At 69.4% G+C, this 24,610-nt stretch carries 27 protein-coding genes; 15 read left to right on the top strand and 12 right to left on the bottom strand.

Annotated features, from left to right (window positions below):
- Positions 1-58: 58 nt before the first annotated feature.
- The 3 genes from ACQUQ0_RS00940 to ACQUQ0_RS00930 are packed head-to-tail and all read right to left on the bottom strand — an operon-like array spanning position 59 to position 2,462.
- Positions 59-535: a hypothetical protein gene (locus ACQUQ0_RS00940; RefSeq protein ID WP_435182605.1), complete on the bottom strand. Its 477-nt coding sequence runs from the start codon at positions 533-535 to the stop codon at positions 59-61.
- Positions 532-1,065 carry an aromatic-ring-hydroxylating dioxygenase subunit beta gene (locus ACQUQ0_RS00935; protein ID WP_435182604.1) on the bottom strand — a complete coding sequence of 178 codons (534 nt, stop codon included), beginning with the start codon at positions 1,063-1,065 and terminating at the stop codon, positions 532-534. The genes ACQUQ0_RS00940 and ACQUQ0_RS00935 overlap by 4 nt, the downstream gene beginning before the upstream one ends.
- Positions 1,065-2,462 carry an aromatic ring-hydroxylating oxygenase subunit alpha gene (locus ACQUQ0_RS00930; protein ID WP_435182603.1) on the bottom strand — a complete coding sequence of 466 codons (1,398 nt, stop codon included), beginning with the start codon at positions 2,460-2,462 and terminating at the stop codon, positions 1,065-1,067. Before ACQUQ0_RS00930 ends, ACQUQ0_RS00935 begins: the two co-directional genes overlap by 1 nt.
- A 231-nt stretch (positions 2,463-2,693) precedes the next feature.
- Between ACQUQ0_RS00930 and ACQUQ0_RS00925 the strand changes: the two genes are divergently transcribed.
- Both ACQUQ0_RS00925 and ACQUQ0_RS00920 read left to right on the top strand, forming a co-directional pair.
- Positions 2,694-3,788 (top strand): alcohol dehydrogenase catalytic domain-containing protein, encoded by a 1,095-nt coding sequence (locus tag ACQUQ0_RS00925; protein ID WP_435182602.1) that lies wholly within the window; start codon positions 2,694-2,696, stop codon positions 3,786-3,788.
- Positions 3,789-3,940: 152 nt separating this feature from the next.
- Positions 3,941-4,534: a helix-turn-helix domain-containing protein gene (locus ACQUQ0_RS00920; protein ID WP_435182601.1), complete on the top strand. Its 594-nt coding sequence runs from the start codon at positions 3,941-3,943 to the stop codon at positions 4,532-4,534.
- Positions 4,535-4,639: 105 nt separating this feature from the next.
- On the opposite strand, the gene ACQUQ0_RS00915 is transcribed toward ACQUQ0_RS00920, so the two are convergent.
- Positions 4,640-5,521 carry a dihydrodipicolinate synthase family protein gene (locus tag ACQUQ0_RS00915; protein ID WP_435182600.1) on the bottom strand — a complete coding sequence of 294 codons (882 nt, stop codon included), beginning with the start codon at positions 5,519-5,521 and terminating at the stop codon, positions 4,640-4,642.
- Between the two features lie 43 nt (positions 5,522-5,564).
- Positions 5,565-6,251 (bottom strand): type 1 glutamine amidotransferase domain-containing protein, encoded by a 687-nt coding sequence (locus ACQUQ0_RS00910; protein ID WP_435182599.1) that lies wholly within the window; start codon positions 6,249-6,251, stop codon positions 5,565-5,567.
- Positions 6,252-6,354: 103 nt separating this feature from the next.
- Here ACQUQ0_RS00910 and ACQUQ0_RS00905 point away from each other — a divergent pair, with 103 nt between their 5' ends.
- Both ACQUQ0_RS00905 and ACQUQ0_RS00900 read left to right on the top strand, forming a co-directional pair.
- Positions 6,355-6,519: a hypothetical protein gene (locus ACQUQ0_RS00905; RefSeq protein WP_435182598.1), complete on the top strand. Its 165-nt coding sequence runs from the start codon at positions 6,355-6,357 to the stop codon at positions 6,517-6,519.
- A gap of 68 nt (positions 6,520-6,587) precedes the next feature.
- Positions 6,588-7,118 carry a hypothetical protein gene (locus ACQUQ0_RS00900; protein WP_435182597.1) on the top strand — a complete coding sequence of 177 codons (531 nt, stop codon included), beginning with the start codon at positions 6,588-6,590 and terminating at the stop codon, positions 7,116-7,118.
- A gap of 10 nt (positions 7,119-7,128) precedes the next feature.
- On the opposite strand, the gene ACQUQ0_RS00895 is transcribed toward ACQUQ0_RS00900, so the two are convergent.
- Positions 7,129-7,848, bottom strand: coding sequence for an SDR family NAD(P)-dependent oxidoreductase (locus tag ACQUQ0_RS00895; RefSeq protein ID WP_435182596.1), 720 nt, complete (start codon positions 7,846-7,848; stop codon positions 7,129-7,131).
- 95 nt (positions 7,849-7,943) lie between these two features.
- Between ACQUQ0_RS00895 and ACQUQ0_RS00890 the strand changes: the two genes are divergently transcribed.
- The 5 genes from ACQUQ0_RS00890 to ACQUQ0_RS00870 all read left to right on the top strand — a co-directional run bounded on the left by ACQUQ0_RS00890 (position 7,944) and on the right by ACQUQ0_RS00870 (position 13,729).
- Positions 7,944-8,720 carry a hypothetical protein gene (locus ACQUQ0_RS00890; RefSeq protein ID WP_435182595.1) on the top strand — a complete coding sequence of 259 codons (777 nt, stop codon included), beginning with the start codon at positions 7,944-7,946 and terminating at the stop codon, positions 8,718-8,720.
- Entirely contained in the window at positions 8,669-9,427 is a 759-nt protein-coding gene (locus tag ACQUQ0_RS00885; RefSeq protein WP_435182594.1) for a class I SAM-dependent methyltransferase, read from the top strand. Before ACQUQ0_RS00890 ends, ACQUQ0_RS00885 begins: the two co-directional genes overlap by 52 nt.
- Positions 9,428-9,514: 87 nt before the next feature.
- The gene (locus tag ACQUQ0_RS00880; protein WP_372388686.1) at positions 9,515-9,679 is read left to right on the top strand and encodes an HVO_2901 family zinc finger protein; all 165 of its coding nucleotides are present in this window, start codon (positions 9,515-9,517) and stop codon (positions 9,677-9,679) included.
- 50 nt (positions 9,680-9,729) lie between these two features.
- Positions 9,730-11,598: a Glu-tRNA(Gln) amidotransferase subunit GatE gene (gene gatE / locus ACQUQ0_RS00875; RefSeq protein WP_435182593.1), complete on the top strand. Its 1,869-nt coding sequence runs from the start codon at positions 9,730-9,732 to the stop codon at positions 11,596-11,598.
- Positions 11,599-11,749: 151 nt separating this feature from the next.
- Positions 11,750-13,729 carry a methyl-accepting chemotaxis protein gene (locus ACQUQ0_RS00870; protein WP_435182592.1) on the top strand — a complete coding sequence of 660 codons (1,980 nt, stop codon included), beginning with the start codon at positions 11,750-11,752 and terminating at the stop codon, positions 13,727-13,729.
- A 74-nt stretch (positions 13,730-13,803) separates the two neighbouring features.
- On the opposite strand, the gene ACQUQ0_RS00865 is transcribed toward ACQUQ0_RS00870, so the two are convergent.
- Together ACQUQ0_RS00865 and ACQUQ0_RS00860 are read right to left on the bottom strand one after the other, a co-directional pair.
- The gene (locus ACQUQ0_RS00865; RefSeq protein ID WP_435182591.1) at positions 13,804-14,646 is read right to left on the bottom strand and encodes an RNA methyltransferase; all 843 of its coding nucleotides are present in this window, start codon (positions 14,644-14,646) and stop codon (positions 13,804-13,806) included.
- 2 nt (positions 14,647-14,648) lie between these two features.
- Positions 14,649-15,239, bottom strand: coding sequence for a hypothetical protein (locus ACQUQ0_RS00860; protein WP_435182590.1), 591 nt, complete (start codon positions 15,237-15,239; stop codon positions 14,649-14,651).
- An 84-nt stretch (positions 15,240-15,323) separates the two neighbouring features.
- Here ACQUQ0_RS00860 and ACQUQ0_RS00855 point away from each other — a divergent pair, with 84 nt between their 5' ends.
- The 5 genes from ACQUQ0_RS00855 to ACQUQ0_RS00835 all read left to right on the top strand — a co-directional run bounded on the left by ACQUQ0_RS00855 (position 15,324) and on the right by ACQUQ0_RS00835 (position 20,402).
- Positions 15,324-15,794 (top strand): hypothetical protein, encoded by a 471-nt coding sequence (locus ACQUQ0_RS00855; RefSeq protein WP_435182589.1) that lies wholly within the window; start codon positions 15,324-15,326, stop codon positions 15,792-15,794.
- Between the two features lie 101 nt (positions 15,795-15,895).
- Positions 15,896-18,004: a ribosome rescue protein RqcH gene (rqcH, locus tag ACQUQ0_RS00850; RefSeq protein WP_435182588.1), complete on the top strand. Its 2,109-nt coding sequence runs from the start codon at positions 15,896-15,898 to the stop codon at positions 18,002-18,004.
- Positions 18,005-18,150: 146 nt separating this feature from the next.
- Entirely contained in the window at positions 18,151-18,987 is an 837-nt protein-coding gene (locus ACQUQ0_RS00845; protein WP_435182587.1) for a DUF4013 domain-containing protein, read from the top strand.
- Positions 18,988-19,036: 49 nt separating this feature from the next.
- Positions 19,037-19,282: a hypothetical protein gene (locus ACQUQ0_RS00840; RefSeq protein ID WP_435182586.1), complete on the top strand. Its 246-nt coding sequence runs from the start codon at positions 19,037-19,039 to the stop codon at positions 19,280-19,282.
- Between the two features lie 52 nt (positions 19,283-19,334).
- Positions 19,335-20,402, top strand: a complete 1,068-nt coding sequence (locus ACQUQ0_RS00835) for an mRNA surveillance protein pelota (protein WP_435182585.1) — start codon at positions 19,335-19,337, stop codon at positions 20,400-20,402.
- Positions 20,403-20,405: 3 nt separating this feature from the next.
- Here ACQUQ0_RS00835 and ACQUQ0_RS00830 read toward each other — a convergent pair whose 3' ends face one another.
- Both ACQUQ0_RS00830 and ACQUQ0_RS00825 read right to left on the bottom strand, forming a co-directional pair.
- A complete protein-coding gene (locus ACQUQ0_RS00830; RefSeq protein ID WP_435182584.1) occupies positions 20,406-21,404 on the bottom strand; it encodes an ornithine cyclodeaminase family protein in 999 nt (332 codons plus the stop codon).
- A gap of 110 nt (positions 21,405-21,514) precedes the next feature.
- The gene (locus ACQUQ0_RS00825) at positions 21,515-21,757 is read right to left on the bottom strand and encodes a hypothetical protein (protein ID WP_435182583.1); all 243 of its coding nucleotides are present in this window, start codon (positions 21,755-21,757) and stop codon (positions 21,515-21,517) included.
- Positions 21,758-22,089: 332 nt separating this feature from the next.
- Here ACQUQ0_RS00825 and ACQUQ0_RS00820 point away from each other — a divergent pair, with 332 nt between their 5' ends.
- Positions 22,090-23,370, top strand: coding sequence for an MFS transporter (locus tag ACQUQ0_RS00820; RefSeq protein ID WP_435183029.1), 1,281 nt, complete (start codon positions 22,090-22,092; stop codon positions 23,368-23,370).
- A gap of 130 nt (positions 23,371-23,500) precedes the next feature.
- Here ACQUQ0_RS00820 and ACQUQ0_RS00815 read toward each other — a convergent pair whose 3' ends face one another.
- Positions 23,501-23,920, bottom strand: a complete 420-nt coding sequence (locus ACQUQ0_RS00815) for a DUF3054 domain-containing protein (protein WP_435183028.1) — start codon at positions 23,918-23,920, stop codon at positions 23,501-23,503.
- A 30-nt stretch (positions 23,921-23,950) separates the two neighbouring features.
- A complete protein-coding gene (locus tag ACQUQ0_RS00810; RefSeq protein ID WP_435182582.1) occupies positions 23,951-24,565 on the bottom strand; it encodes a class I SAM-dependent methyltransferase in 615 nt (204 codons plus the stop codon).
- Between the last annotated feature and the right edge of the window lie 45 nt (positions 24,566-24,610).

Raw genomic sequence — 24,610 nt, 5'->3', positions numbered from 1 at the left:
GTTGTCGGTCGTGTGTCGGTCCGTCCGCATCGCCGCTCGAAAGCCCGAGCGCCCGCTCTCAGTGGGCGTGTCCCCCGGGGCCGTGGGGCGTTTCGAGGAACTCCGAGAAGATCTCCGTGTCCTGTGCGGCGAGGCCTTCGAGTCCCTCGGCGTCGACGCGGATGCTGAAGTGCTTCTTCGGCGCCTCGATGATCAGGCGGTCGCCGTCCGGCGACGCGACGCTGCGGACGACGATGTCGGCGTACTCGTTACTCAGCGTGAACTCGCAGTCGACGTCGTCGTCCGCCTCTGATTCCGAGCGGTCCGCGAGGTCGTACTCGTGACCGAGGAACGCCTCGAAGACGTCCAGGTCCTGCCACGAGAGGCTCTCGAGGCCGAGCGCGTCGGCCCGGAGCACGTCGTCGCCGGCGCGGACCTCCAGCCGCTCGCCTTTCGGCGTCCTGATCCGCCGGACGGTCACCGCCGCGTCGTCGCCGCGGATCTCGGTCTCCTCGGCGATCTCGATGTGGTGTTCGGTCTCGGTCGCGTCCGTCATAGGAAGATCGAGACGTTGTCGGTGCTCAGAACCGTCTGGTCCAGTCGGATCTCGCGGTCGGCGATCTCGAAGTCGTCCCCGCGGCGCCGGAGCACGTCCTCGCGCCGCGCCGAGTAGAACGTGTGTTCGTCGCTGTCGCCGCGGCTGATGTACACCAGGAGGTTGCTCTCGACGAACAGTTCGTCGTCCGCGAGATCCTCGTCGTCCCGCGTGACGCGGACGTTGGTGACGTAGCGGCGCGTTCGCGTCGGTGGACGCTCCGCCCACGCGTACTCGGAGTCGAACCGCTCGACGCGGGCCTTCAGCGAGCCGTAGTCCTCGTTGAAGTAGTACCCCTTCTCGCTGAACACGCTGGCGGTGTTCTCGCGCATCAGTCGCCGCGGCATCCGGTAGCTGACGTCGTCGGCGACGTGGTCGAACCACTCGTGGAGTTCGCGGTTGTCGAGCAGTTCCGCCTCGTAGAAGAGGAATTGTTCGACCTCGCGTTCGACGAGGAGCGCCTCCAGTTGGGACTCGCGCTCGGCGAGCATCAGCGGTCCTCCTGGATGTTGATCGGGGTCCCGGTCGCGTCGGTCCGGTCGTTGCCGGCGAGCATCTCGTACCACTGCTCGTGGAACAGCCGCATTCCGCCCTCTTCGAGATTCTCCGAGTAGGCGAAGCCGGGGCCGAGCCAGTCCTCGTCGAGTTCCATCTCGCTCATCCAGTCTAAGCCCATCTGGTAGTTCAACTGGAGGTTCTGCTTCTCGGCGAACTGCCCGCTCGCGGACTCGGTGATTCCCTTCCAGATCGGCACGTCGTCCTGCTCGAAGTTCCCGGTCGGACCGAAGTTCGAGGTGTACATCTTGTACATCCGCTGTTTGAAGTCCTCGGGGGCCTTTTTCGGCGCGAGCCCCCAGCTCCACAGCTCCATCTTGTCGGGGCCGAGCGGCCGCCACTTCCGGATGGTGAAGAAGGGCGCGACGTCCTTCTCGGGGTCGTCCGTGGTGTCGCCGAAGTGGAGGAACCCAAAGTTCGGGAAGATCGCGCCCGTGAACGAGAGCGCCTGGCGGGCCAGGCGCCACTGCGCGTCCGAGAGCCCCTCTTTCGTGAAGAGGTCCTCGACGACTTCCTCGGGGTAGGTGAGGAACACGTCCTCGTCTTCGAACCCGCGCATACTCGTCGTGTGGCCGTCGCAGTGGATGTGCCGGTCGAGGCTGTCGCCAGTGCCGGCGTGGCCGACCGTCTCCTCGCCGCCCAGTTCCAGGTCGAGGACGGATCCGTGCGCCCACGCGGTGTGGTAGCTGTCGCCGTTGAAGTTGTCCGCGATGGTCTTCCAGTTCGCGTCGATCACCCAGCGGTGCGGCTCCCCGATGACCTCCATCCCGCCCTCGGGGAGCTTCATATGCACGTCGAAGTACCACGTGAAGTCCCCGAGCCACTCGTCGAGCGACGGTCCCTCCTCGGCCAGGGAGGCGAACACCAGTCCCTCGTAGCTCTCCAGCCGCGGGACGTGCGCCAGTCCGCAATCGTCCCGGTCGAGGCCCTGGAACGCCTTCGACTTCTGCGGGATCCCGGCCGCCTCGCCGTCGTTCTTGTACGTCCAGCCGTGGTACGGACAGCGGAAGTGGGAGGTGTTACCCTGTTCGGCTCTGCACACCTGCGCGCCGCGGTGGCGGCAGCTGTCGAACAGGAGGTTCACCTCGCCGGACTCGTCGCGGACGAAGATGAACGTGTCATTGCCGATGTACCGACGCGCGTAGTCGCCGGGTTCGGGAATCTCGGACTCGTGGCCGATGAACACCCACGACTCCCCGATGATCCGGTCCATCTCCAGTTCGTGGACGTCCTCGTCGTGGAAGAATTCGAGCGGGAAATACCCCTCGTCGAGGGACTCCCGGGCCGTCTGTAGCGTTCTGTGTATCGCCGGCGATCTGTCATCCGTTGCCATAGTATGAGCACCGATTCAGTGTGTATCTACTTAAGTATTCTGCAAAATAGAGTGAAGTGTAATTTCTGAACTGCATATAGGGATACAACAAACCGTTTTTTCGGAAAATTATATTACGCAAGGGCCGAATGGGGTAGTGAATGAGTCATCGTAGATTCGTCCCCCCAGGCGCGATCCCGCGGACCGGCGACGACCGAACTCGACCGTCGAACCGCGACCGGAGGGGAGACGATGCGTGAGGTCGAGGCGGCCGTCGTCCGCGAGCCCGGGACTCACGCGGTCGAGACGGTCGCGCTCGCCGACCCGGCTCCCGGTGAGGTTCTCGTGGACGTGCGCGCGACCGGGGTCTGCCACACCGACTACCACGCCTACACCAGCGCGGAGACGGACGTCCCGATCGTCCTCGGCCACGAGGGCTGCGGCGTCGTCAAGGCCGTCGGCGACGGCGTCTCGACCGTCGATCCGGGGGATCGGGTGGTCCTCTGGGTGCTCCCGTCCTGCGGCGACTGCGAGTACTGCCGCGCCGGAGAGCCGTACCTCTGTCAGGCGCGGCGCGAGACCCGCGGACGGATGATGGACGGCACGCGCCGGCTCTCGAAAGACGGCGATCCGATCAACCACTTCTACGCCCAGTCGTCGTTCGCCACGATGGCGGTCGTCCCCGAGCGGCAGGTCGTCCCGGTCCCCGAGACGGTACCCTACCCGATCTGCGCGCTGCTCGGCTGCGGCGTCACGACCGGGCTCGGGGCGGTCACGAACATCGCCGACGTCGACAGCGGCGAGACGGTCGCCGTGTTCGGCTGCGGCGGCGTCGGCGCCGGGGCCGTCCTCGCCGCCGACGCCGTCAGTGCGGGCACGATCGTCGCCGTGGACCTCGACGCCGATACCCTCGCGACGATGCGGGAGATCGGCGCCACCCACACCGTCGAGGCCGGCGTCGACGACCCCGTCGAGGAGATTCGGGGGTTGACCGGCGGCGTCGACTACGCCTTCGAGTGTATCGGGACGCCCCAGACCGTCCAGCAAGCCATCGCGTCGCTCGGTCCGGGCGGCACCGCGGCCATCACCGGCACCAGCGACACGCCGCCGGCCGAGATCGACCTCGGACAGTTCACGTCGGGGATCTCGGTCGTCGGCAACATCGTCGGCTTCACCCGACCCCGCATCGACATCCCGCGGTACGCGCGGCTGTACGAGAACGGCGATCTCCCGCTCGACGCCGTACTGACGCGCACGTACGCCCTCGACGAACTGGGGGCGGCCTTCGACGCCCTCGCGGCCGGCGACGTGATCCGGAGCGTCGTCGAGTTCGAGCCCGGTCCGTGATGCTCTTGACCCTCGGCTCGGTCTCGGAAGGCCCCTCGCTGAGACGGTGACGAACCTCACGACGCACTTGCAGGGGACAGTACCAGACTGTCGTCGACGGCTCCGGTCGCAGTACACTTTTGGGGGCAGACCGAATAGGCTCGCAGAACGTAATGTCCGACGACACACTCGCCGACATCGGGGCGCGGGATCTGATCCTTCTCCAGGCGCGCATCGCGAACCCGACCGCCTCCAGCCGCGAACTGAGTGATATCCTCAAGGACGAATACGGGATCTCTCTCTCGCACAACCACGTCAACACGCTCCTCCGGGAGATGGAGACAGACGGACTGTTCCGGAAGACCGTCGTCCCGCGCCGGACCCTGTTCAAGCACTACGTGTTCCGGATCGCGTTCCACTACCCGAACTTCGAGGACCACTGGGAGGCGTGCTACGACACCCTCGTCGAGGACCCGCACGTCCTGATGTTCTTCAACGCGGACCACAAGTACCGCTGGCAGCTCATCACCCAGTTCCGGAGCACCGAACAGATGGACGACTGGGTCACCGACTTCTTCGAGACGCACGGCGAGGTCATCGACGAGTTCGAGACCACCTCCGTCCACAACCTCCACAAGTTCAAGACCGACGCGGCCATCTTCGACGACCTGATCGCCGAGACCGAAGAGGGCCGCGAGTACCTGGCCGAGCGCGGGGGCTACGACGGGAACGCGATCCCGTCCGACGAAGGCTCGGACGCGGAGTAACCTCGCGCCGGCGTCTCGCGTGCCGGCGGGACGTTCTCGATCACCCGGAGCGACGCGTCGGGGACGCTGGTCGAGCTGACGCTCCCGACAGTGACTTGACAAGGATCAGCGCAGCGACCGCGCCGCGTCAAGCGCCTCGACGTCTTCGAACGCCGCGGCGGCGAGCGGCGGACGCACGTCCGGGGTCGCGATCAGGTCACGCTCCGCGAGGAGCGCCTTCGTCGCCGGCGCGAATCCCTCGTCCAGACACCGGTCGAACAGCGGCTCGACCACCTCGCGGTGAATCCGTTCGGCGCGCTCGCTCGACGGCTCTGCGACCAGGCTCGCGTACGCCTCCGGCACCGCGTTCGAGAGGGCGTTGATGCCGCCGTCGAAGCCCATCCGGAGCGACGGCAGCAGCAGCGCGTCGTACCCCTGGAACAGCGCGAAGTCGTCGGGCGTGTCGTGCATCGCGCGGAGCCCGTAGGCGAGGTCGCCGCTGGAGTCCTTCAGCCCGAAGACCGCCTCGTGGTCGGCCGCGGCCGCGACGGTCTCGACGGGGATGGGCTCGCCCACGCACGCGGGGATGTTGTAGAGACACAGCGGCAGCGGGCTCGCCTCGGCGACCGCCTCGAAGAAGCGCCGGAGCCCCGGCTCGCGGTTGGAGTTGTGGAAGTACGGCGCCGTCAGGACCGCGGCGTCGACGTCCAGGTCGTCGAGGGTCTCGATCCACTCGACCGTCTCGCGCACGCTGGTCCCGGTCCCGCCGGCGATCACCGGGACCTCGTCGCCGACGCGGTCGACGGTGTGCTCGACGAGTCGGCGCCGCTCCTCGCGGGTCAGACTCGCGGCCTCGCCGGTGGTCCCGCAGGGGAAGACCCCGGTCACGCCGCCGTCGACGACGTGGGTCAGTAGGTCGTCGAACGACTCCCAGTCGATGTCGGTGCCGTCGAACGGCGTCGCCAGCGGCGGCGTCACGCCGTCGAGCGCGGGCGGGTCTCCCGTCATACGCTCTCCTCCCTGCCGCCGACCCTAAAAATTCCGGCGTGGGTCAGCGATCGATGCCGAGCTCGTCCAGCAGCGTCGCGGCCGCGGCCGACGAGGAGCCGGGGCCGCGCGCCGTGATCAGATCCCCGTCGACGGTGACGGAGGTGTCCGCGTCGAGTTCGGCGTCCCAGTCCGCGCCGGCGGCTTTGACCTCGTCTTCGACCCAGTAGGGGAGCTTCCGGCCGTCGGGCATCAGGTCCTGCTCGTCGACGATGCCCTCCTCCCACTCGTTGGGGAAGCCCGTGACCGACCGGCCCTCGACGAGGTGGCTGCCGTCAGCCTCGCGGGTGAACGCGAGGATCCCGACGGCGTGGCAGACGACGAGCGCCTTGCCCTGGCCGCCGCCGACGGCGCTCAGGAGGGCCTGTCGGGCGTAGCGGTCCTGATTCACGTCCCACTCGGTCCCGTGGCCGCCGGGGAAGACGACGGCGTCGTAGTCGGTCGCGTCGACCGTCGCGAGCGGCTCGGGATCGTTCAGGCGGTCGTCGTTCTCGTCGACCTCCCTGACGCGCGCCGCGGTCTCCTCGCCGACGTTCTCGGGGTCGACCGAGCGCTCGTCGACGACCGGCGGCCCGCCCGTCGGCGTCGCGACCGTGACGTCGACGCCGGCCTCCGAGAGCGTGGTCAGCGGCTCGATACATTCCTCGCCCCAGTACCCCTCTTCGCTGACGATGAACAGCGCTGACGTCATACGTGGTCGCATTGTCGGTCCGCGCGATAAGGTCTTTCCATCCGGAAGGCCGCGGAGCGACCGGGGCGGAGGCGTCGTGGCGGGGAGGGGTGCCCGGAGACGGTTGATCCGCTCGGTCGCCTCGCGGTACGTCTCCACGACGACGACCGAGTACGACAACATCGTCGTCGCGACGGTCGACGACTCGGGACCGGCGCCGGGTGGCGCTTCCGCCTCGGCGACGTACTCGCCCGCTCCCGAAGATCCGGACGGAGCTGGTGCGACGTAGCACACCCGATCGTGCCTCGATTCGATGGCGACGCAAGCACCATTAGGCGTCGGCGTGTCGCTTCGGCTATGCTCAGGCAGGCCCGCGAGTACGGTCCGGCGCTCCTCGTGCCGCTCGCGTGGGCGTTCGTCGCGGCCGCCCACCTCGGCGCCGTCGCCGACTCGACGCTGTTCGTCGCCCACGTCGTGATGACGGTCCTCCTCGCCGTCTTCGCCGTCACCGGCCGGGCGGAGATGCGCGCGGGGACTCTCCGCGTCTGGTGGTGGATCGTCGCGGTCGGCTTCGTCGTGACGCTGCTGGGGACCGTCGGCTTCCGCCTCGGCGACGCCGGCGCGCCGTTGCAGGCGGTCGCCCTGTTCGGCTGGATGGTGCTCCCCGCCGCCGGCTTCCTCGACACCGCTCGGCGGGGCGCCGAGCGGGCGTGGCTCTACTACGGCGCGGCCGTCGGCTCCCTGGTCGGCGCGGGCGTCTACGTCTTCGGGGCGGCCCTGTACTTCCTGGGCGTCGACGGGTCGCTCTCGGCGGTCCCGGTCGTCGGCCTCGGGCTCGTCGGTATCGGACAGACCGCCGCCATCGTCGACGCGGCGTTCGGCTACTGATCCGCCTCGATCAGACGAACTCGGTGTTCTGCGGACCGTTCGTGATGTGGACCTCGAACGGCTGGGTCCCGACGTCGCCCTGCTCGACGAGGTGCCAGTAGGTCTCGGCCATCGCGTCGGGATCGAGGAAGGTGTCGTCCTCGCGGTCAGGGAGCCGCTCGCGCGTCCGCGGATTGTCGATCTGCCCGTCGATGACGACGTGGGCGACGTGGACGCCCTCGGGGCCGTACTCCTGGGCGATGTCCATCGCCATCCCGCGGGCGGCGAACTTCGCGGCGGCGAAGCCGATCGTCCCGCCCGTGCTCCGGACCGCGGAGGTCGCGCCGGTGAAGAGCACCGTCCCGCCGCCGGTTTCGACCATATCGCCGACGGCCTCCTGGGAGGCGACGAAGGCGCCGCGGCCGCCGACCTCCCAGGCGCGCTCGAACTCCGCGACGCTCGAATCCAAGAGCCCCTGCCAGGACGCGGCGCTCGCGTGGTTGACGAGCACGTCGATCGGGCCGAACGCCTCCCGGACGGTCTCGAAGGCGTCGCGAATCCCCTCGACGTCTCGGAGATCCACCTGGACGGCGAGCCCCTCGCCCGGTTCGGGGAGGTCGTCGGCGAGGTCCTCAATGAAGTCGGTCGTCCGCGCGAACAGCGCGACCTGACAGCCCTCCTCGGCGAACTTCCGCGCGATCGACGCCCCGAGTCCGGGGCCGACGCCGGCGATGACGGCCGTGCGTGTCATACCGGCGGATCGACCGCGGGACGCAAAACCGTGGCGGCTGTCGCTCCGCTCGGCTCCGCATCGGGACTTTTGTCGCTCCATTCCTATTCGCACCTATGGAGGGCCTCGATCCCGACGAACTCCGGCGGGTCGTCGCCGACTTCCCGGCGCCGCCGGACGGCGACCGCTTCGACCGCGCGGACGGCCTCCTCGACGGCGCCTACGGCGCGATGGCCGAGATCTGGTATCCCGAACTGGAGCGGCTGACCGCGGCGTACGCCGACGGCGACGTGCTCCGCGAGCGCGTCCTCGAACACGTCGAGTCGGTGCCGTCGGTCCGGCTCTCCGACGGCGCGGCGCCGCTCCCACGCCGCCGCGAGGCGCTGGCGGAGGCGGCGTCCATTCTGGACGAGGTCGCGGCGGTCTCGACGTGGTACTCCGAACTCCGGGCGCTCCTCGGCGACGATCCCGACGAACTGACGCGGGTCGAACGCCTCCTGCACGACGTCGGCTACGCGCTGGCGCACGTCCTGTTTCTCGGCGCCTCGACGCCCGAACAGGTCGTCAGCCGGCTCCGGGTCGCCTACCGTTCCGTGGGCGTCCGCATCGACGACACCGATTCCGAAAGAGGCGCCGAGCGGACGACGTTCACCTGTCCGTATCGGGACGTCGCGGCCGGCCAGTACGGCGAGCGCTGGGTCTGCCACGAGAAACTGGACCGCGTCGACGACGGCTACGTGACCTACCTCGCAGAGCGCGGCATCGACTACCAGCGGCCGCGCGCCTGCCCGCGCGGCGGGCAGTGTTACTCGACGGTCGCCTGCGACGCTCCGGAGCAGTGGTGGCCGAAGACCGCGCCCGAGGCCGTCGACGACGGGGTCGACGGACCGTGACGGGTCCCGATTCCGGCCCGGACCCCGATCGCCCCCCCGACCGCGTCGCCTTTACCGTCGAACAGGCCCGCCGGATCCAGCGCGAGTACGGGACCTGGGCGCCGCTCTACGACTGGTTCGCGCGCGCGACGGCGTCGGTCGGCGGCGTCCGCGCGGCCTGCGTCGAGGCGCTCGACCTCGATCCGGGCGACACCGTCCTCGACTTCGGCTGCGGCCCCGGCGTGAATCTCCCGGCGCTCCGCGAGGCCGTCGGCCCCGCGGGCCGCGTCGTCGGCGTCGACATCACCGGCCCGATGCTTGCCCGCGCCCGGCGGCGCGTCCGCCGCCGCGGCTGGGAGAACGTCGACCTCCTCCGCGCCGACGCCACCGACCCGCCGATCGAGGGCGTCGACGCCGCGCTCTCGACGTTCGTGACGTCGCTGTTCTCGGACCCCTACGCGGTCGTCAGCCGTTGGTGTGAGATCGCAGACCGCGTCGTCGTGACGAACTTCGCGCCGCGCGGGAGCGCGCCGGCGAACGCGGCCCTCCGCGCGTTCGCCCGCCTGAACGCCCGCCTCTTCGACGTCGACGGCGAGGGAGTGCTCCGACAGCTCGACGAGCGCACTGCGGCGTCCCGGCGCGCGCTCGACGATGGGATGGACGCCGTCGCGAGCGAGACCTACGTCTTCGGGACGATCGAACTGAACGCCGGCCGCCGATCGGCGTGATTTCGTATCGCCGTATTCGGTTTATTTCTCGGTCTGCTCCTCGAAGCGAATCGACACGTTGATACTCGAATCCGTGGACTTCCAGGTATGCAGGGCCTCCAGTACAGTCGCGACCGCGGTCGGGACGTCCTCGAATGCCGACACTGCGACGCGACGTTCCCCGAGGGGAAGGCGACGACCGACGGCTGGCACTACGTCTGCCCCGAGTGCGGCGAGGGTCGGGGGATCGGCGAGGGCCTGCGCCGGCTCTGACCGAACGCGGACTGAATCATTTTTACGCCGGGCGCCCGCACGCTCTCGTAATGACTGCGTACGACTACGACGATCTCGGCCTCGTCGCGGGGCTCGAAATCCACCAGCAGCTCGACACCGCGACGAAGCTGTTCTGCGGCTGTCCGACCGAAGAGCGCGACCCCGAATCGGCGACGCGCTCGTTCACGCGGTACCTCCACCCGACGAAGAGCGAACTCGGCGAACTCGACGAGGCGGCGCTCGAAGAGAGCCAGGTCGAACGCGAGTTCGAGTACCTCGCCTACGACACGACCTGCCTGGTCGAAGAGGACGAAGAGCCGCCGCACCGGCTCGACGAGGAAGCCCGCGAGGTCGCCCTCCAGATCGCCGACCTCCTGGAGATGGAGCCGGTCGACCAGGCGCACGTGATGCGGAAGCTCGTCATCGACGGGTCGAACACCTCCGGCTTCCAGCGGACGGCGCTCGTCGCCCAGGACGGCGTGATCGAGACCGACGACGGCCCGGTCGGGGTCGAGGACCTGCTCCTCGAAGAGGAGTCCGCCCAGCGCGTCGAAGAGCGCGGCGACGACGTGACATTCTCCCTGGACCGCCTCGGCGTCCCGCTCGTCGAGATCGGCACCCGACCGGACATCGACTCGCCCGCCCAGGCACAGGAGGCCGCCGAGACGATCGGGATGCTCCTCCGCTCGACCGGCGCGGTCAAGCGCGGGCTCGGGACCATCCGTCAGGACGTCAACGTCTCCATCGCCACGGGCGCGCGCGTCGAGATCAAGGGCGTCCAGGCGCTGGACCAGATCGCCGAGATCGTACGGGAAGAGGTGGGCCGGCAGGTCGAACTGCTCGCGATCCGCGACGAACTGGCGGAGCGGGACGCGAGCGTCGGCGACGTACAGGACGTTTCGGAGGTCTTCGCCGACACCGACTCCGGCGTCATCGGCGGCGCGCTCTCTGACGGCGGCGTCGTAAAGGCCGTGCCGCTATACGGATTCGACGGCCTGGTGGGCCGAGAGATCCAGCCCGACCGCCGGCTCGGCACCGAACTCTCCGATCACGCCAAGCGCCGCGGCGCGGGCGGCATCTTCCACACCGACGAACTGCCCGCCTACGGCGTCACCGAGTCCGAAGTGGACGCTCTCCGGGAGGCCGTCGGCGCGGGCGATGACGACGCGGTCGCCATCGTCGCCGACGACCCCGAGACCGCCGCGGGCGCCATCGAAGCGGCCGCCGAGCGGGCCCGGACCGCGATCGAGGGCGTCCCCGAGGAGACCCGCGGCGCCAACGACGACGCCACGACGCGCTATCTCCGACCCCTGCCGGGCGCGGCGCGGATGTACCCCGAGACGGACGTCCCGCCGGTCGAGCTCGACGTCTCGGACGTCGAGACGCCCGAACTGCTGACCGAGAAGGTCGATCGGTACCAGTCCGAGTACGGCCTCGACGCCGGCCTGGCCGAACAGGTCGCGTTCGGGCGCCGGATGCCGCTGTTCGAGCGGGCCGTCGACGAGGGCATCGACGCGACGTTCGCCGCGGGGCTGCTGGAGTCGACGCTGACGGAGCTCCGCCGGGACGACGTCGCGATCGGGAATCTGACCGACGAGCACCTGCTCGCGGTGATGCGCCTCGTCGAGGACGGCGACCTGGCGAAGGAGGGCGTCGGCGACGTCCTGACGACGCTCGCCGACGATCCGTCGCTCTCCGCCGAGGCGGCGGTCGAGGAGGCCGGTCTCTCGGGCGTGAGCGAGGACGAGGTTCGCGAGGCCGTGAGCGAGGTCGTCGAGCGGAACGCGGCGCAGGTCCAAGACGAGGGGATGGGCGCGTTCTCGGCGCTGATGGGCGAGGCGATGGGCGCCCTGCGCGGGAAGGCCGACGGGGAAGTCGTCAGCGACGTCCTCCGCGAGGAGATCCAAAAGCGGGCCTGAGACGGCTCTCCGTCCGGCTGGTCGACGACGTCGAATCGTAGGAATCGGTCCGTCCTGGCAAAGTATCTCTTCGCGTCGGCACGCGCTTCGGATTATTCAGTCTGATAATTGGTGGCTAAGGGTTTTTACCGTGGTTTACGGGGTTGGTGGTATGGCAGAGAGCACGGTCGGATCTCGGGGGGAACGCTTCGGGACCGACAGTTGGGGGGACAAACTCCGCGAGTTCGTCAGGTACATTCCGAGCGGGGACACGATCCCCGACGACACCTGGCGGGTGCGGCACCGAAACATCGTACTGGCGCTCTTCGCGCACATTCCGTTTCTGATCGCGCTCGGTCTCTATGAGGGCACCGAGCCGTTCTCCGGGGCTCAGATCCCGGAAGTGGCCCTGCCGACGGTCCTCACGCGTGTGGGGATCGTCGCCGCGATCGGGCTGTTGGCGGCGTGGCCGCGGTTTAGCCGCCGGCTCCGCACGTCGCTCGCGACCGTCGGAATGGTGCTGTCCTCGGCGGTGTTGGTGTACTTCTCGGGGGGGTACATCGAGGCGCACTTCCACTTCTTCGTCGTGATGGGGATCGTCGCCGTGTACGAGGACTGGGCGCCGTTCCTCGTCGGCATCGTCTTCGTCGCGCTCCAGCACGCGGTCTTCGGATTCTACATGCCGGAGATGGTGTACAACCACAACGCGGGCGCGACCCGCCCGTTCGTGTGGGCGGGGATCCACGCCGCCTTCGTGCTGATGCTCGCCTCGGCGCTGATGACGAACTGGGTCTCGATCGAGCGCTCCCGCGAAGAGGCGCGGAACCAACTCGCTGAGACCGAAGAGGCGGAGGAACTGAAGGCCGAGGCCGAGGCCCGGCAGCGCGAGGTCGAGGAGATGAACGACCACCTCGAACGGAAGGCCGACGAGTTCAGTGCGAAGATGGCCCGCGCGGCCGACGGCGACCTCGGCGTCCGACTCGACAGCGACGCCGACAGCGAGGCGATGGCCCAGATCGCCGAGGACTTCAACGGGATGATGGACGAGATGGAGTCCGCGGTGCAGGACATCCAGGCGTTCGCCCAGGAGGTCACCGCCGCCAGCGAGGAGGCCAACGCGGGCGCCGGCGAGGTCAAGCAGGCCAGCGAGGAGGTGAGCGAGGCCGTCCAGGAGATCTCCCAGGGGACCGACGAACAGCGCGAGATGCTCGAGGACGTCTACGACGAGATGACGGACCTCTCGGCGGCGGTCGAGGAGGTCGCCTCCTCGGCCGAAACCGTCGCGAAGACCTCCCACGAGACGGCCCAGATCGCCGACGCGGGCGAAGACACCGCCCGCGGCGCCATCGACGACGCCCAGGAGGCCAAGAGCGCGATCGGCTCGACCCGCGACAACGTCGAGCACCTCGAAGACCAGATGACCGAGATCGGCGAGATCGTCGAGCTCATAAGCGACATCGCAGAGCAGACGAACCTCCTCGCGCTGAACGCCAACATCGAGGCCGCCCGCGTCAGTTCGACCGGGAACGGCGACGGCGACGGGTTCGCCGTCGTCGCCGACGAGGTCAAACAGCTGGCCGAGGAGACGCAGGAGTCCGCGACCGAGATCGAAGAGCTCATCGAGGAGACCCAGGCCCAGACCGCCCGGACGGTCGAGGAGGCACGCACCGCCGAGGAGCACATGGAAGAGGGCGTCGAGGCCGTCCAGGACGTCCTCGACGCGTTCACGCAGGTCTCCGAGAACACCGACGAGACCGACAGTGGCATCCAGGAGATCAGCGACGCCACCGACGACCAGGCCAAGAGCGCCGAGCAGTCGGTCTCGGTGGTCGAAGAGGTCGCCGACATCAGCCGGAACACCGCCGACGAGGCCGAGGGCGTCTCCGCGGCGGCCGAACAGCAGGCGGCGTCGATCTCGCAGGTGAGCTCGAACGTCGAAGCGCTCACCGACCAGGCCGAACAGTTACAGTCGCTCCTCGCCCGGTTCGAGGTCAGCGCCACGAAGACGCAGGTCCCGACGCCGGGCCCGGAGGACGGCTCCGGCTCCGGGCGGAACCTCGCGCTGAACGACGGCGGCCGGCTCGAATCCCCCGATTCGGAGGCCCGCCCCGACTCCGGATCCGAGTCCGGGTTCGAGTTCGACGCCGAATAGCGGCCCGCCCGCGGTCGTCGGGGCGGGGACGGGAGCGTGAGGGCGGGCGTGACATCCGTGCGGCGGTGGGGGGGTCAGTCGGGCGTCGATTCCGGAGTCGATTGCGATTGGGACTGAGACTGCGATTGCGAGTTCGACTCTGGCGACGACTCCGCGGACCCCTCGCCGGTGTGGTCACCGAACGAGCGGTCCCCCAGCAGTTCGTTCGCGCGCCGGAAGATCCCCGTGAGCGTGGTGATCTCTCGTTCCGTGGGATGCGCCCGCCCGAGGAGTCGTCGCATCATCACGCGCGTCTTCTCGCGCTTGTGCTCGCGGTTCTCGATCGCGCGGTGGAACTCCTCGAAGAAGTCGTAGAAGCGGTCGATCTCCGCCTCGTCGGCGCGCTCGCGCTCGACGTCGGGGAGCTGCGTCTCCTCGACGGTCAGCGAGCGGAGCTCGTACAGCAGGATCGTCGCCGCCTGACCGAGGTTCAAAACGGGGTACTCCGCGCTCGCGGGGATCGAACACACCTCGTCCAGCTGCTTCAGCTCCGCGTTGTCGAGGCCGGTGCCCTCGCGGCCGAACACGAGCGCGGTCCTCGTGTCGACGGTTTCGAGGCTCTCTCTGACCTCCACGGGCGTCTTGAACGGGAACCGCGTGTGCTTTCTGCTGTCCTCGTTCGTGATCGCCGTCGTGCCGACGGTGTGGTACTCGGCGACGACCGCCTCGAAGGTCACCTCCTCGGCGTTGGGGAGGACGTCCTCGCGGGCGTGGCCGGCGAAGCCGTACGCCTCGCCGTCCTCGTCCAGATCTGGAGGGTTCACGAGCTTCAGCTCCGAGAGCCCGAAGTTCTTCATCGCGCGGGCGATGGTGCCGACGTTGCCGGGCGTCTTCGGGTCGACCACGACGACGACGGGGTCGCGACTGCGCGGCGCCATCGTCACTTCGTGGGGTACTCGCGGGAGAGGTCCGCCTCGTCCAGCGACGGGAGGTCGTCCTCGTCGTCGCCTTCGTCGACGGTCGTGATCTCTCCGGTCTCCAGATTGATCCGCTTGCGCTCGCCCTCGTACTGCTCGTTGAGCCGACGGTTGAGCTCCGCGGGCTCCGGCGGCGTCGGCAGGCCGCCGGGGTCGGTCTCGACGTGTTCGAGCCCGCCGTAGCCCTCCGGCGCGCGGTTGCCCGCCGCGAACCACTCGTGGAACTCGTCGCGGAACGTCTCGGTGCCGGCGGCGTCGCTACCGCCCGCCTCGCGGAACCAATAGAGGAAGTCGGCCTCGTGCTCCGCACAGAGGAGGACCTCCTCCATCGGCTCGCCGTAGACGATCTCCGCCTGGTTCGCTCGCTTTTTGTCCGCCTCTCCGTGGATCAGGTAGCACGCGTCGCAGGGCTTGCCCTGGAGGTACGTCAGCCGAATGAGTCGCCGCCGCGTGTCGTCGGGTACCTCGTCGAGCGGGCGGAACTCCCCCTCGTCGGTGAACACCTCGCGCTCGTCGAAGCGCCACCCGCGGAGCCCGATACTGACTTTGGCCATTACGAGTCGGTTGCGCGCCGGCGAATAAAAGCGGCGTGTCTCGGATGGCGAACTATCAAGGCGCGCCGCGGCGAAGGTCCGCGTATGCCCGCCGACGACCCGGCCGCCGCCGAGACGCCGTCGCCGTACCCCGACGCGCTCCCGCTGTCGCCGCGGGTCGAGCGGCTCCTCCTCGGTCCCGACCCCGCGACGGCGGTCCGCCTGTCGGCGATCGCCGGCGCCCTGTTCGTCGCCACCTTCGTCGTCCACCTGCCGCCGCGTCTCGTCGGCGGCCTCTCGTTTCCGTTCGGGCTGTTGCTCCCCCTCTTGGTCGGCGTCGCGTTCGTCGCCGCCGCGGTCGGCGCCTACCGCAACGACGGGCTCTTCGTCTGTCTCGCGCTCGCCGGCGGCCCGAGCTTCGGCTTCTACCTCCCGCTCGGCCTCTTCGATCTCACGTATCCGAGCGCGACGATGCTGACCGCGCTGGCGATCGGCGCGACGCTCTCGGTCGTCGTCGGAACGGCCGGCTTCGCCGTCGGCGCGGGCGGTCGGCGGCTGGTCGAGCGGGTCGCGTAGGCCGCGGGTCGCCGTCCGTCTCGTCGGCCGCCGTTTCCCTCCCGGCGCGCCGCGGACCCCGGAACGTGCGCCTTTTCCTTCCCCCGCGAGAACGGAGGGGTATGGATCCGAAGCGGGAGCTCACGAGCGTCGATCTGGCCGCCCTCGTCACCGAACTGAACCGGTACGAGGGGGCGAAAGTCGACAAGGCCTACCGCTACGGCGACGACCTGCTCCGCTTTCGGATGCGCGACTTCGACCGCGGGCGCGTGGAACTGCTCCTCGAAGTCGGCGAGGTGAAGCGCGCCCACGTCGCCGACCCCGAACGCGTCCCCGACGCGCCCGGCCGCCCGCCGAACTTCGCGATGATGCTGCGGAACCGCCTGTCGGGCGCCGACTTCGCGGGCGCCGAGCAGTTCGAGTTCGACCGCATCCTCGTCTTGGACTTCGAGCGCGACGACGAGAACACCCGGATCGTCGTCGAGCTGTTCGGCCAGGGCAACGTCGCCGTCCTCGACGAGACCGGCGAGGTCGTCCAGAGCCTGGAGACCGTCCGCCTGAAGTCGCGGACGGTCGCGCCCGGCTCTCAGTACGAATTCCCCGCGTCCCGCCTGAATCCGCTGACGGTCGGTTACGAGGCGTTCAAGCGGAGTATGGACGACTCCGACACCGACGTGGTCCGGACGCTCGCGACGCAGCTGAACCTCGGCGGCCTCTACGCAGAGGAGCTCTGCACCCGCGCGGGCGTCGAGAAGACGACGCCGATCGAGGAGGCCGGCGACGAGGAGTACCGCGCGATCCACGACGCCATCGAGGAACTGCGCACGCGGCTCCGCGCCGGCGACTTCGACCCGCGGGTCTACCTCGACGACGGCGCGGTCGTCGACGTGACGCCGTTCCCGCTCGAAGAGCGCGAGCGAGAGGGCCTCGACAGCGAGGCCTACGACAGCTTCAACGACGCGCTCGACCGGTACTTCTACCGCCTAGAGCTCGAAGACGACGAGCCTGAGGACGCGGGGCGACAGCGCCCGGACTTCGAGGCCGAGATCGAGAAGAAACAGCGGATCATCGACCAACAGCAGGGCGCGATCGAGGACTTCGAGGCGCAGGCCGAGGCCGAGCGCCGCCGCGCCGAACTGCTGTATGCGAACTACGACCTGGTCGACGAGGTGCTCTCGACCGTCCGCGACGCGCGCGAGGAGGGCGTCGGCTGGGACGAGATCCGCGAGACCCTCGCCCAGGGCGCCGAGCGGGGCATCCCCGAAGCCGAGGCCGTCGTCGACGTCGACGGCGCCGAGGGGACGGTCACGATCGAACTCGACGACACCGAGGTCGCAGTCGAGGTCGACACCGGCGTCGAGAAGAACGCCGACCGCCTCTACACGGAGGCAAAGCGCATCGAAGAGAAGAAGGAGGGCGCGCTGGCCGCCATCGAGGACACCCGCGAGGAACTGGCCGCGGTCAAGCGCCGCCGCGAGGAGTGGGAGGAAGACGACGCCGAGGAGGCGGACGACGAAGAGCCCGACGAGCGCGAGGAGCGCGACTGGCTGGCGATGGAGTCGATCCCGATCCGGCAGTCGGACCACTGGTACGAGCGCTTCCGGTGGTTCCGCACCTCCGACGGCTTCCTCGTGATCGGCGGCCGCAACGCCGACCAGAACGAGGAGATCGTCACGAAGTACCTCGATCAGCACGACCTCTTCTTCCACACGCAGGCCCACGGCGGGCCCGTGACGATCGTGAAGGCGACCGGTCCCTCCGAACCGTCCGAGGCCGTCGACTTCCCCGAGCGGACGAAGGAGGAGGCCGCCCAGTTCGCGGTCTCGTACTCCTCGATCTGGAAGGAGGGGCGGTACGCCGGTGAGGCGTACATGGTGACGCCCGATCAAGTCTCGAAGACGCCCGAGTCCGGCGAGTACATCGAGAAGGGCTCGTTCGTCATCCGCGGCGACCGGACGTACTTCCGCGACGTCGAGGCCGAGGTCGCGGTCGGGATCCAGTGCGAGGGCGAAACGCGCGTGCTCGGCGGGCCGCCGTCGGCGATCGAAGACCGCGTGGAGACCTCCGTCCGGCTCCAGCCGGGTCGCTACGCCCAGAACGACGCCGCGAAGATGCTCTACCGAAAATTCAAGGAACGCTTCGCCGACCAGTCGTTCCTCCGGAAGGTGGCGACCGCAGACAGGATCCAGGAGTTCCTCCCGCCCGGCGGGAGCGAGATCGTCGAAGACTGAGGCCCGGATCTCTCCGGCTCCCTCCTGTGAGCCACTCGCCCCGTGCGACCGGCCAGCACGCGTCAGTGCGGCTTTATCTCCGTGGTCGGCGTATCTCTCCCGAGCGACCATCCGGCTCCGTCCGTCTCCCTCGCTCGGTGATACCAATGATTCAACGATCCCTGCAGTACCTCCGCAACGACGAGGACTCGTGGCTCACCACGGTCCTCATCGGCGGGGTCCTCAGCCTGCTCGGCGCGCTCGTGATCCCCGCGATCCTCGTCCTCGGCTACCTCGTCCGCGTCGTCCGCGAGACGATGCGCGGAAACGAGCACCCGCCCGCGTTCGACGAGTGGGGCGACCTCCTCGGCGACGGCCTCCGGGCCTTCGCGGTCGTGGTCGTCTACGGCCTCGTGCCCGCCGTCGTCTCCGCGGTCGTGATCGGCGGCGGCGTCCTCTCGTTCGTCGTGGTCGGCGGCTCGACCGGGGGAATGTCCGGTCCGGGGCCCGTCGGGCCGCAGAGCGGCCTCGGCCTCGGGATCGGCCTCCTCGTGATCCTCGTCGGGGGCGTGCTCGCGCTCGTGCTGACGCTCCTGGCCGCCTATATCGTGCCCGCCGCGATCGCGACGATCGCCGAGCACGACGACCTGAGCCGGGCGTTCTCGGTCGGCGAACTCCGCCCCGTGCTGACCTCGGGGACGTACGCCACCGCGTGGCTCTCGGGCTTCGCGATCGTCCTCGCGGCCGGCCTCGTCGCGGGCGCGCTCAACGCGATCCCGCCGGTCGGCTTCCTCGCCGGGGGCTTTCTCGGCTTCTACGCCGCGGTCGCCGCGTACTACCTGATCGGGACCGCTGGGGCGAGATCCACCCGGTCGAGGTGCGCGACGGCGGCGACGCAGCCGACGAGCGGCCGGCCGTCTGAGCGACAGCTCCGACCACCGCGCCGATCGGCGCGTATGGCCCTGAGACGCACTCTATGCTCTCGGGTGGGACTTTATTGCTAATGAGACACGATCACACACGAAGCGGCAACTCCAGCCCGCCCGTGAGGCAATGTCCACTACGTCCCGGCGCGACCTCGCCGACGAGGTCACCCGCGTCTCCGCGGTGTCGTACCTCCAGGGCGCCACCGGCCACGGCGTCGGCAGCCTCGCCTTTCTCCTCGTGGGCGTCGTCGGGCTCGTGGTCGTCCTCGCCGCCGTGTTCTTCGTCTTCCGCCGGCTGGGCGTGACGTACGGCTCCTACCTCCTGGGCGGCGTCCTCGCCCTCGGCAACCTCGCGGCGCTGGCGCTCGCCTAGCGGCGCACGGACGGATAACAGGACCTTTCTTCCCCGACGCTCCAGTCCCGATATGCGAATCTCCAGTCGCGGCCGCGGCGAGGAGGGCCGCGAGCGGATGACGGTGGTCCCCGAGAACGTCGACGACCTCTGGCACCTCTCGCACGTCCTCGAAACGGGGGACCTCGTCTCCGGCGACACCACCCGCCGGATCCAGCGCGACGACGAGAACCTCCGCGACACCGGCGGCCAGCGCGAGCACCTCTTCGTGACGATCGAGGTCGCGGACGTCGAGTTCGCGCGCTTCGCCAACCGCCTGCGGGTCGGCGGCGAGATCGTCGACTGCTCGCGCGAGGACCAGCTCGGCCACCACCACACGATCAACGTCGAGGAGCACGACGAGCTCACCATCGAGAAGCACTTCAAGCCCGATCAAATCGAGCGGATCGAGGCCGCCGAGGAGGCCGCCGAGAACGCCGACGTCGCCATCGCCACCGTGGAAGAGGGCGAGGCGCACATCCACACGGTCGCGCAGTACGGGACCGAAGAGCGATTTTCGTTCACCGCCCCCACCGGAAAGGGCGAGTACGCCCGGCCGCGGTCCGAACTGTTCGCCGAACTCGGCGACGCGCTCGCGCGGATGGACGTCGACGCGATCATCCTCGCGGGCCCGGGCTTCACGAAGCAGGACGCCCGCGACCACATCGCGGAAAGTCACCCCGAAACCGCGGACCTGATCACGATGGTCGACACCGCCGGCGTCGGCGACCGCGGGGTCCACGAGGTGCTCAAGCGCGGCGCCGTCGACGAGGTACAGACCCAGACCAGGATCTCGAAGGAGGCCGAACTGATCGACGAGCTGACCGAGGGCATCGCGACGGACGAGAAGGTCGCCTACGGGATCGACGAGGTCGCAGAAGCCGCGGAGTTCGGCGCTGTCGAGGAACTGCTCGTCGTCGACGACCGCCTGCGGCAGGAGCGCCAGGGCGAGGGCGACTGGGACGTCGACGTCAACGACGTCATTCAGTCGGTCGAGCGCCAGGGCGGCGAGGTGACGGTCTTCTCCGGGGAGTTCGACCCCGGCCGCCAGCTGAAGAACCTCGGCGGGATCGCGGCGCTTCTCAGATATCGACTCCAGTGAGGCTCACTCGCCGGTGAGCGCCTCGCTGCCGGGCGAGACGTCGACCGTCGTCCCCAGGTCCTCCTCTCGGGCTTTCTTGTAGAGCAGGTACGCTCCGGCGACGGTCTCGATGCCCGTCCCACCGCTGTCGAAGACGGTGATCTCCTCGGCGTCCTCGCGGCCGGGGGCCTCGCCGGCGACGACCTCGCCCAGTTCGGCGTGGACGTGGTCCTCGTCGACGACGCCCGCATCGAGGGCGTGGAGGAACGAGCCCGCGTCCTGGAAGGCCCGCTCGCGGAGGTCGGGGACGTACGTCGCCCGCTCGATCGTCGCGTCGTCGAGTTCGCGCTTCTCGGGGTCGTACTGGCCCATCGCCGTGACGTGCGTGCCGGGTTCGAGCGCGTCGCCGTCGAACACCGGCTCGTCGGCGTTCGTCGCGGTCACGACGACGTCGGCGTCCTCGATGGCGGCGGCGGCGGAGGCGACGGCCGCGACGCTGGCGTCCAGCCGGCGGTCCATCTCGCCGGCGAACGACTCGCGGTGCTCCTTGGTCGGCGAGTACACCCACACGGTCTCGAAGTCGCGGACGGTCGCGAGCGCGCGGAGCTGGCCCTTCGCCTGCGGGCCGCTGCCGATGATCGCCGCCGAGGTGGCGTCCGCGCGGGCGAGTTCGTCGGCCGCGACCGCGCCGGCCGCGCCGGTCTTGTAGGGGTTCATACTCGCGCCGTCGACGAGCGCGAGCGGCTCTCCGGACTCGGCGTCGAACAGCGGCGTCATAAACCACGCGTCCTCGGCGCCGAAGCCCGCGGAGTACATATAGCCGCCCATCGCGCCCGTCTCGGGGAGCACGGCGGCGTAGGCGGTGAAAAAGCCCGGCGGCTCGGCGTTCGTGAGCTTCGTCCGGGGCTCCGCGGGCGCGCCCTCGCCCCGCTGTCGGTAGGCCTCCCGGACGGCGTCGACGAACTCTGCGGGCGTCGCGAGCCCGTCGACTTCGGCACTGTTCAGAAACAACGTCTCGGTCATACCCGCCGGTTCGGGGGGCAGCGATAAGAACCTGGGGAAGGCGTCACCGACCGGCGGACGGAGGCGAAGGACCGAGCGGCGAGCGGCGAACGCCGACGACAGGGCCGACTTCAGTCGGCGTTCTGGACGCCGATGTTCTGGCTCTGGGTCGACTCCGTTCCGGAGAGGCCCGAGCGCGGCCCGCGGTTCACCGGCGAGCGGACGAACATCGCGTGGCCGATGATCCCGGCGGCGACCGCCGCGGCGATCGGGACTGCCTGCGTGAGCGTGAGGCTCGTCTGGACGAGCCCACCAGTGAGACCGAACAGCGCGAGCGGGATGAGGCCGAGAACGTAGTCGTAGTACCCTGTCATAATACAATGTATACTACGAGTGTAGGGAATATAATTTTTTCCCATCAATAACGGGTAAATTCGTAGTTGGGTCTCCGATGGATTTCTATAACTTATGAACCGAAATTCGTGTTAGAGGCCCTCAGACATAGGTCTGCGACGAAATCGAGGCCAGAGTACCGACGGATCGAAATCCGTCGATCACTGCGGCAGAGCCGGCGATTCGCACAGGCCGGCGCGCGCGAGCGTGCCGCGCGGGAGACATCGGAGCGTTGAATTGATCGCCTCGTCGAACGGTGGACGTGAACGGGAACGACCGGTCGATCGTCGCGCTTGTGAGCCTGGCCCACGGGATGGTCCACACCTACGAGCTCTCGATCCCGATCTTCGTCTCCATCTGGCTCGCCGAGTTCGACGTCCTCCCGCTCGGCGTGGTCGAGGTCGAGGTGACCGCCGCCACGCTCGGGCTCGTCGTGACCGCGGGCTACGGGCTCTTCGGCGTCGGCGCGCTCCCCGGCGGCGTCCTCGTCGACCGCGTCGGCTCCGCGCGGCTCATCACGCTGTGTCTGTTCGGGATGGCCGGGTCGTTCCTCCTCCTCGGCGTCTCGCCGAATCTGCTCGTCGTCACGCTCGCGCTCCTGCTGTGGGGCGCGGCCGCCAGCGTCTACCACCCCGCCGGGCTGACGCTCATCTCCAAGGGCGTCCGCGAGCGCGGCACCGGCTTCGCGTACCACGGCATCGCGGGGAACGTCGGGACGGGCCTCGGCCCGCTCCTCACCGCGATCCTCCTCCTCTTCGTCGACTGGACGGTCGTGGCCGTCGTCCTCGCGGTGCCGGCGCTGGCGGCCGGCGCGTACGCGCTCCGGGCGCAGTTCGACGAGACCGCGGCAGTCGAGCCCGACCCCGACGACGCGAACGAGGGAGCGCCTCGCGGCGACGGCGGCGACTCGCGGACCGACAGCGTCGACTCCCTCGCGGAGTTCGTCTCCGAGTCGCGGCGGCTCTTCGCCGGGGCGTTCGCGCTCGTCTTCGTGGTCGTGATGTGCTCGGGGCTCTACTACCGCGGCGTCCTGACGTTCCTGCCGAACCTGCTCGAATCGTTCCCGGCGTTCGAGCCGGTTCCGATCACCACGCTCCTCCCGCCCGCGGTGACCGACGCGCTCGGCGTCGACCCCGACGCGACGCGGACGATCAACCCCGAGCGGTACTTCTACTCGGGGCTCCTGATCGTCGGCGTCTTCGGGCAGTACGTCGGGGGCAAACTGACAGACCGGATCCCGGTCGAGTACGGACTGGTCGGCGGCTTCGGCCTGCTCGCGGTCCTCGCGGTCGTCTTCCTCCCGGCCGCGAGCGCGGGGCTCGCCCCCCTCCTGATCATCGGGGCGGTGCTGGGCGCCGCGCTCTTTCTCGTCCAGCCCCTGTATCAGGCGACCGTCGCGGAGTACTCGCCGCCGGGGACGCGCGGGCTCTCCTACGGCTACACCTACCTCGGCGTGTTCGGCGTCGGCGCGCTCGGCGGGGCGATCGCGGGCGGGATCCTGACCTACGCGACGCCGCCGGTGCTGTTCGCCGTCCTGGCCGGGTTCGCGGCCGTCGCCTCTGGCGTCGGGATCGCGCTCGCTCGGTATCTCTGATAGTGATTACTCTCGTCTCTTCCCGCCGAACGCCACCCGCGGTGACGGCGTTCGACGGTAAACAGTGAGAGTAATCACTGTGAGCCACCGAGACCGGACCCTCTCGGTCGCGGTCGCGACCCATACCGGACTATCGGAAGAGCTTGAAGAAGAGCCAGCGCCCGGCGACGAGCGCCACGCCGCCGAAGAGCAGGACGACGACGCCGAAAGTTAGCTGGAAGCCGCCCGAGAAGAGCGGCGAGGCCCGGAGCGCGAAGCCGACGATCGCGCCCGGCACCCACGCCCGGACGGCGAGCGGAATCGCGGCCTTCGCCGACTCCGCCGCGCCGGCGGAGTACGCCCCGACGAGCGGCCCCGCGACGCCCCAGCCGACGAGGAAGGGAACGAGCGTCAGAGCCCAGCCGACGGGGTCCGCAGAGAGGTACTCGACGCCGTTGTGGTTGATCACGCCGACGGTCAACACCGCCGAGAGCGCCAGGACGTCGACCGCGGCGAGGGGGGCCGCGGCGGCGTCGATGCGTCGCGCGAGGAACGACTCCTCCGAAGCCAATGGTGCCATACCCGTGGATTCGAACGCTCCCTAATGGCTCTCTCGGAATCCGCTCGAATGCTCCGGGACCCGGCCGACAACCACGTAGTCGAACCCCCCGCGGGCGATCCGGGGCTCGAAGCCGGCCGCCGCGAGGCGCTCGCAGAGCTCCGAGGGCGTCCAGAACGTCGAGTCGAAGCCGACGGCGCGCTCGGCCGCGACGAGCGCGCGCCCGCGGAGGCCGCGCGGGTGGAACTCCTGCACCACGAGCACGCCGCCGGGTCGGACGACGCGAGCGGCCGCTTCCAGCGCCGCGTCCGGGTCGGGGACGTGGTGGAGTGCGTCGACGACGACGGCCGCATCGACCGCGTCGGTCCGGACCGGCAGGCGCGTCACGTCGGCGCGGACGGTCGGGTGCCCGGCGTCGCGGGCGCGGGCGAGCATCCCCGCCGAGGCGTCGACGACGACGGCGTCGATCCCGAGCGCGGCCAGCCCCCGCGAGGCCCGTCCGGTGCCGCCGGCCAGGTCGAGGACGCGCTCGATCGGCCGGTCCGCGAAGGCGAACGCGTCCGCGAACGGACCGACGCGCGCCCGGGGCATCGCGGCGTCGTAGAGGCGCGCCACGCGGTCGAAAAAGCGGACGTCGCCGGGGCCGAATCGGGGCATACTCCGAGTACGTTCGGGGCCGAAAAGGGCCTGTCGGCGTCGGCA

The organism is Halobellus sp. EA9 (assembly GCF_051195055.1).
In the GTDB taxonomy this organism is placed as follows: domain Archaea; phylum Halobacteriota; class Halobacteria; order Halobacteriales; family Haloferacaceae; genus Haloquadratum; species Haloquadratum rubicundus.
Note: the sequence above shows the minus strand (reverse complement) of the source record. Positions and strands in the feature narration are given on the sequence as shown.